Origin of the sequence: Endozoicomonas sp. ONNA2 (assembly GCF_024606365.1) — a bacterium.
In the GTDB taxonomy this organism is placed as follows: Bacteria; Pseudomonadota; Gammaproteobacteria; order Pseudomonadales; family Endozoicomonadaceae; genus Endozoicomonas.
Window position 1 is genome coordinate 1 of record NZ_JAHHPO010000388.1, and the last position, 1,808, is coordinate 1,808.

Annotated in this window: 2 protein-coding genes and 1 pseudogene; all 3 read left to right on the plus strand. The window is 44.9% G+C overall.

The genetic code is table 11. The annotated features are described in order from the left end of the window. Window positions 1-205: pseudogene (locus tag KDK14_RS07060) on the plus strand (IS4 family transposase); the annotation flags it as partial. Window positions 206-865: 660 nt separating this feature from the next. Further along, window positions 866-1,429 carry a hypothetical protein gene (locus KDK14_RS07065; RefSeq protein ID WP_257264342.1) on the plus strand — a complete coding sequence of 188 codons (564 nt, stop codon included), beginning with the start codon at window positions 866-868 and terminating at the stop codon, window positions 1,427-1,429. Window positions 1,430-1,474: 45 nt separating this feature from the next. Further along, the coding region (locus KDK14_RS07070) for a hypothetical protein (protein ID WP_257264343.1) at window positions 1,475-1,808 on the plus strand (334 nt) is incomplete at its 3' end.

The window sequence follows — 1,808 nt, forward strand, 5'->3', positions numbered from 1 at the left end:
TGGCGCATTGCTTGATTTTGCTGTGGCTGCCTACGAAGGGAAAGAAACCGGGGAAAAAGCTTTGCTCAGGAAATTGTTCTCCCATCTGCAGGATGGCGACATCCTGTTAGGTGATGCGAATTTTGAGAACTACTTCCTGTTGGCTTTGCTGTTACAAGCCAAGGCTGACGTGGTTTTCGAGAAAAAATGGTGCCCGCCATATTGATTTGTGGAAATGGTGAGAAAAGAAATATCCATCAACTTTCTGGTATACAACCTGATACGGGCACTGATGGGAAAAACAGCAAAGCACATTGCAAGTCTCCACGGGAATTGAGCTTTAAAACGGCTCAGGAAACGCTGGTGTCATTCCTTCAGACGTTGCCGGGAGCATCGGGTGACTGGCTGGAACAGAAAATCGTTAATATGTTGGACAGCATATTGTTGGAAATCGACCTGGTCGGTTGGAGGGCCGTTAAGAATTGGCCAAAACCGCATAAAAGGCTCCAACATTCAAGGTCGCAGGCACGCAGGCTCAAGAAATACCAAGGGAAGTGAGCTTAAGTCAATGCCATTGGAGCTTACTTGGGATTTTGGATATTAACTTGAAACTTTTTATGTCCAGCGAAGTCCAAAGAAGTAAATTCACCCAGATAGCGGAAGGTTTATTATTATGGATTTTAGAGTGTCAGGGACCAATGCTGAAGTTAGCCACGGTGGAGTTGTTGATAATGAGCAGCGTGTTGAAACTGGGCATTCACCGTCATTGGGGTCGGTTGTCAGAGTCTCCACTGAACCGCGAATTCCGGGAGCCCAAAGGCCCGAAAATGCCACAGTCGCGAATGAATCGTTGTTTCAGCGAATCATATCAGGGGCCGGGGAAACCGTGAATAAATTACGTGAGAGAATGAACCGTACCGTTGGTATGTCATCAAGGGCCTTACAGATTTTCTCGGCGCTGTCTCAGGCGTATTATTATCGAGATTCCCCGAAAGCTGCCGCCAAAATACTTTCACTGGCAGGCATCTTCGGGAAATGTGCACAGTATATGGTAACAAGAAATGATGTGCTCTCAGAACTTAAAAAAGGTTCTTATTCGCAGGAAGCTGAGTTTTTCCTTGAATTGATGACAATTACCAGTCGGTATCCGGCAGGTGAACTTAATATTGACAATATGCTTGAAATTCTGAATGAACGAATAGCAAGCTCTGGTTACATGGAGGAGTTCCAGCCTGATGGTGCTTATATCAGGCATGTAAACACTGTAGGGCGTGGGACCATTTGTCAGTTGGATCACGTTGACATTAACGGTGCTGATTATGTGGTTAAAACGGTATCGCCCAAATTAGAAGAGTGTATAGTCGAGGATGTGGATCTGCTGGCAGAGATTATTTTCCCCTTTATGGGTTTGATAGAACACTATTGCAAAAGTGATGTTGAGCTGTTATAAGAAGTTGTAAAGACATTCCGGCAAGAAACCGATTTATCTATAGAATTGGAAAATACCAAAAGACAGGCAGATATATTAAAGCGGTTATCAGAAACAAAAGCCTACTGCATCGAGGTATCCGTTGGGGATCATACATGTCAGGTCCCCTTGAAAGTTAAAGCCCCTGTCGTCAACGAAGCACTGTCAAGCAGCAATATGCTGTTGATGGAGTTTATTGATGGCTGCTCTTTGGATCGCGTGTCAGAAGTAAAAGAGCGGCTTCGTCTATGGCGGCCTGATTGGAATGATTGTAAACAGCTCAGTGAGGGGCAAATCGAGTCAATTATTAAAAGTGTTTCACAGCAGGTTCTGAACGTTTTCCTCGAAGCCTGGCAGCAAT